Below are 592 nucleotides of genomic sequence, written 5' to 3' on the forward strand. Positions count from 1 at the left end.
GCGCCTGCCACCACGTCCTCACATCCAACCCGCCGAACGCCCACCTCCTCCACGGTCTCCCCGGAGCATGTGCGTCGCTGCCCGGCTTGGAGCGACAATCAGTCGAACCATTGCAGCGGATCTTCGCGTCCACTCGCAGCCCTCGACTTCGCACGCAATGCCAGAACTCGCTGGTGCATTCGGTGTTCAGTGCCGCGGGGAAACTCCAACGCTGCATACTTGCCACGCCTGATGCGGTCAACCCGGCCCCTTCCCATCTCCCAACGCAGCGCATCAGAAATGGCCTTCGAGGCCCGACCGTTGACGGTGAAGCCATGCCACTTGAGGGCGGCGATGAGTTCCGGAATAGTCGCGGGCCCGTGCAACACCAACTGGTAGGTAAGCACATAGCGAAGCTCGGTTCCTCGTAGCAGCACGCTCATGCGTTGAACGTCGCATTCGCGTCCACATCCCGCCAGTCACCACAATTCGGCTGTGGATCGTGCACACCGACAATGTCGCTACAAGCCGGGCAACGACGCACATGCTCCGGGGAGACCGTGGAGGAGGTGGGCGTTCGGCGGGTTGGATGTGAGGACGTGGTGGCAGGCGC

Annotated in this window: 1 protein-coding gene; it reads right to left on the bottom strand. The window is 63.0% G+C overall.

The window, feature by feature from the left end; translation table 11 throughout:
- Positions 1 to 98: 98 nt before the first annotated feature.
- Entirely contained in the window at positions 99 to 422 is a 324-nt protein-coding gene (locus tag A9X01_RS09565; protein WP_065120539.1) for a hypothetical protein, read from the bottom strand.
- Between the last annotated feature and the right edge of the window lie 170 nt (positions 423 to 592).

Origin of the sequence: Mycobacterium asiaticum (assembly GCF_001668675.1) — a bacterium.
GTDB lineage: Bacteria > Actinomycetota > Actinomycetes > Mycobacteriales > Mycobacteriaceae > Mycobacterium > Mycobacterium asiaticum_D.